General features: G+C 61.8%; 4 protein-coding genes. All 4 read left to right on the forward strand.

The window, feature by feature from the left end; genetic code table 11:
- On the forward strand, positions 1 to 240 hold a 240-nt coding region (locus GX108_07920; protein NLO56956.1), incomplete at its 5' end, for a carboxyltransferase domain-containing protein.
- A gap of 2 nt (positions 241 to 242) precedes the next feature.
- Positions 243 to 1,307 carry a biotin-dependent carboxyltransferase family protein gene (locus tag GX108_07925; GenBank protein NLO56957.1) on the forward strand — a complete coding sequence of 355 codons (1,065 nt, stop codon included), beginning with the start codon at positions 243 to 245 and terminating at the stop codon, positions 1,305 to 1,307.
- Between the two features lie 25 nt (positions 1,308 to 1,332).
- Positions 1,333 to 2,115: a LamB/YcsF family protein gene (locus GX108_07930; protein ID NLO56958.1), complete on the forward strand. Its 783-nt coding sequence runs from the start codon at positions 1,333 to 1,335 to the stop codon at positions 2,113 to 2,115.
- 199 nt (positions 2,116 to 2,314) lie between these two features.
- A partial coding sequence (locus tag GX108_07935; protein ID NLO56959.1) for a methylmalonyl-CoA mutase occupies positions 2,315 to 3,743 on the forward strand: 1,429 nt, incomplete at its 3' end.

A 3,743-nucleotide genomic window follows, 5' to 3' on the forward strand; every position in this document is an offset into this window, starting at 1 on the left:
CGGCTGGAAAGCCCGAGGAGCCTGGTGCCCTCGGGGAGCGTGGGGATCGCCGGAAAACAGACCGGGATCTATTCCATCGACAGCCCCGGCGGATGGAACATCATCGGTCGCACGCCCCTGTCGCTCTTCGATCCGGGACGAAAGTTCCCCTTCCTCATCGAGGCGGGGATGGATTTAAAGTTCGTGCCGATCACGTCGGCGGAGTTCGAAGAGATCGCCCGGGGCGAAAGGGGCGTCTAACCTTGAGCGTGGAGGTCCTCTCGCCGGGGTTGCTGACCTCCGTCCAGGACCTGGGGCGGCACGGATTCCAGGCCTTCGGCATGCCCGTGGCCGGGGCGCTCGACCCCTATTCACTCATGGCGGGCAACCTGGTGGTCGGCAACGACCCGAAAGCGGCGGGCCTCGAGGTAACCCTCGCCGGGCCGGAACTGGTCTTCCGGTCCGAGAGGCTGGTCTGCGTTACCGGGGGCGATCTTTCCCCCAGGGTCAACGGCAGCGCCGTTGCCTCCTGGGAGGGTGTGCCGCTGCGCGAGGGAGATGTCCTCTCCTTCGGGACCGCGGACTCCAGGGGGGCGAGATGCTGGGTGTGCGTCGGCGGTGGTTTCGACATGCTTCCCGTCCTGGGCAGCAGGTCCACCTACCTGAGAGGGAGGCTCGGCGGCCACCAGGGTCGCCGCCTCGAAAAGGGGGATATCCTCCCCTTGGGGACACCCGACATCCTGTCTTGTCGGGGAGAGGGTTTCGTTGTCCCCACGGAGCTCCGCCGGGGTTTTGTCGACGGATCGGTTTTGAGGGTGATCTCCGGACCCCAGGAGGATTTTTTCACACCGGTTGGGATAGAGGAATTTTACGGTTCTTCCTATAGAATAGGTCCCGATTCGGATCGGATGGGGTACCGCCTTCAGGGGAAGGCCATCCAACATGGCAGGGAGGCTGATATCGTATCCGACGCCGTCCCCTGGGGGGCGGTACAGGTTCCCGGCAATGGTCTGCCCATCATCATGATGGCCGACGGGCAGACCACGGGGGGATACCCCAAGATAGCGGCGGTAATAAACGCCGATCGCGGCCTGCTTGCCCTGATGTCCCCCGGGGATCGCCTTTCCTTCCGGCGATGCGGTCTCGGTGAAGCCTCCGACGCCTCGAGGACCCTGAAGGAAGGTCTTGGAAGGATCAGGGGCCTTCTGGCGGAATATAGATCCCGGCCGGTTCAGCGGGGGGCGCAAGCCGACAGGGGGGTCATGCGGCTTAAGATCGAGGGAAAATCCTTTGACATTGAGTGGAAGATCATAGGATGGCGCGGCTGAAGGAGCCGCCCCGGGGGAGGATCTCATGACCGTTTCGGTGGATCTCAACAGTGACCTGGGTGAAGGTTTCGGTGTCTGGAAGATGGGTGACGATGCCCTTATCATGGATCACGTCACCTCCATCAACATCGCTTGCGGTTTTCATGCCGGCGACCCGGAGATCATGGCCGCCACCGCTGACTTGGCATTGAAAAAGGGCGTAGCCCTTGGGGCCCATCCGGGGTATCCTGACCTCGCCGGTTTCGGCAGGAGGGAAATGGGTTGTTCACCCGGGGAAATTTACTCTTTCTGCCTTTACCAGGTGGGTGCCCTTTCGGCCATAGTCAGGTCCAGGGGCGGGAGATTGCAGCATGTGAAGGCCCACGGGGCTCTCTACAACAGGGCGGCGAAGGATGAAGCCGCGGCCGGGGCTATCGCCCGGGCTGCCAGGGACTCCGGCGAGGGGCTCATCCTCGTGGGCCCCCCGGGCTCCTGTTTTGAAAAGGTCTGCCTCGAGGAGGGCGTGCCCTTCGCGGCGGAAGTCTTTGCTGACCGCGCCTACGCGCCGGACGGATCCCTCCTTCCCCGGTCGGAGCCGGGTTCCGTGATCGAGGACCCTCGGGAGGCGGCCACGAGGGCCGTCAGGATGGTCCTGGAGGGGAAAGTCGCCGCCATGAGCGGCGAGGAGATCTCGCTGAAAGCCGATACGATCTGTCTTCACGGGGACTCCCCCGGCGCGGCGAGGATAGCGGCCCTTGTCAGGTCCTCCCTGGAAAAGGCCGAGGTGAAGGTGCTCCCCTTGGGCGCCTTCCCGCGGGGCATTTCCTGATCCCCGGGGGTCGGTATGCTCCTGGTGTGAATTGAATAGAATTGTCTCGCAATTCAATGAAATGGTTGCATCTTTTCGCGTGATAAGGAATAATGTCCATAGCTGCTTGAAGATTCACAAAGGGACCGGAATTTGAAGCACTGTTCCGTCAATTTGACCTGAAGGTCCCGCTCGTGCGAGGAAAGGGGCGTTTTGCAAAGTGAGCGAAAGCAAAGTCCGTGGAGATCTACTGAAAGGGAAGAAGGAGTACGATCAAAGGGTCGCCAAGGGGCTTTCCAGGCATCCTGAGATGAAGGAGGCCTTCACTACCGGAGGGGGCATACCCCTGGAGCGCCTCTACACCCCTATAGACATCGAGAGCCTGGACTATTGCGAAGATCTGGGTTTCCCCGGGTCTTATCCTTACACGAGGGGTGTCCAGCCCACCATGTATCGCGGCCGCTTCTGGACCATGAGGCAGTACGCCGGTTTCGCCACGGCGGCCGAGTCGAACGCCAGGTATCGCTACCTGCTGGAACAGGGTCAGACGGGGCTTTCCGTCGCCTTCGACCTTCCGACCCAGATAGGGTACGATTCCGATCATCCCATGGCAAGGGGTGAGGTCGGCAAGGTTGGGGTCGCCATTGACAGCCTGGCCGACATGGAGACCCTCTTCAGGGAGATCCCCCTGGCCAAGGTATCCACTTCGATGACGATAAACGCCCCGGCGGCGGTCCTTTTGGCCATGTACATCGCCGTCGGTGAAAAGCAGGGGGTGCCGGCGTCGGAGCTTTCAGGCACGATCCAGAACGACATCCTCAAGGAATATATCGCCCGCGGCACCTACATTTTCCCACCCAAACCCTCCATGCGCCTCATCACCGACATCTTCGGCTTCTGCAGCGACAACGTCCCCAAGTGGAACACCATATCCATTTCGGGCTACCATATAAGGGAGGCTGGCTCCACGGCCTCGCAGGAAGTTGCCTTCACCCTGGCCGACGGTCTTGCCTACGTCCAGGCGGCGGTGGCCGCTGGGCTTGACCCCGATGTATTCGGCCAGCGGCTCTCCTTCTTCTTCAACGCCCACAACGATTTCCTCGAGGAAGTGGCCAAATTCCGGGCCGCCAGGAGGCTTTGGGCAAGGCTCATGAAGGAACGGATCGGCGTCACGGAGCCGAGAGCCCTCGTGCTTCGCTTCCACACCCAGACGGCGGGGAGCACCCTCACGGCCCAGCAGCCGGAGAACAACATCGTACGCGTCGCGATCCAAGCCCTGGCCTCCATCTTGGGAGGGACCCAGTCCCTCCACACCAACAGCTTCGACGAAGCCCTTGCCCTGCCCACGGAGAAGAGCGTGGGCATAGCCCTCAAGACTCAGCAGATCATCGCCTGCGAATCAGGGTCTACCTCGACGGTGGACCCCCTCGCCGGGAGCTATGCTATCGAGGCTCTCACCAACGAGATAGAGCGCCAGGCCCTGGAGTACATCGACAAGATAGAAGAAATGGGCGGCATGCTGGCGGCCATCGAGAAAGGCTATCCCCAGCAACAGATCCAGGGCGCGGCTTACCAGTACCAGAGGGCCGTCGAGAGCGGCGAACGCGTCGTGGTGGGCGTCAACAAGTTCCAGGTCGATGAAGAGAACG

Origin of the sequence: Thermovirga sp., from assembly GCA_012523215.1 — a bacterium.
In the GTDB taxonomy this organism is placed as follows: Bacteria; Synergistota; Synergistia; order Synergistales; family Thermovirgaceae; genus 58-81.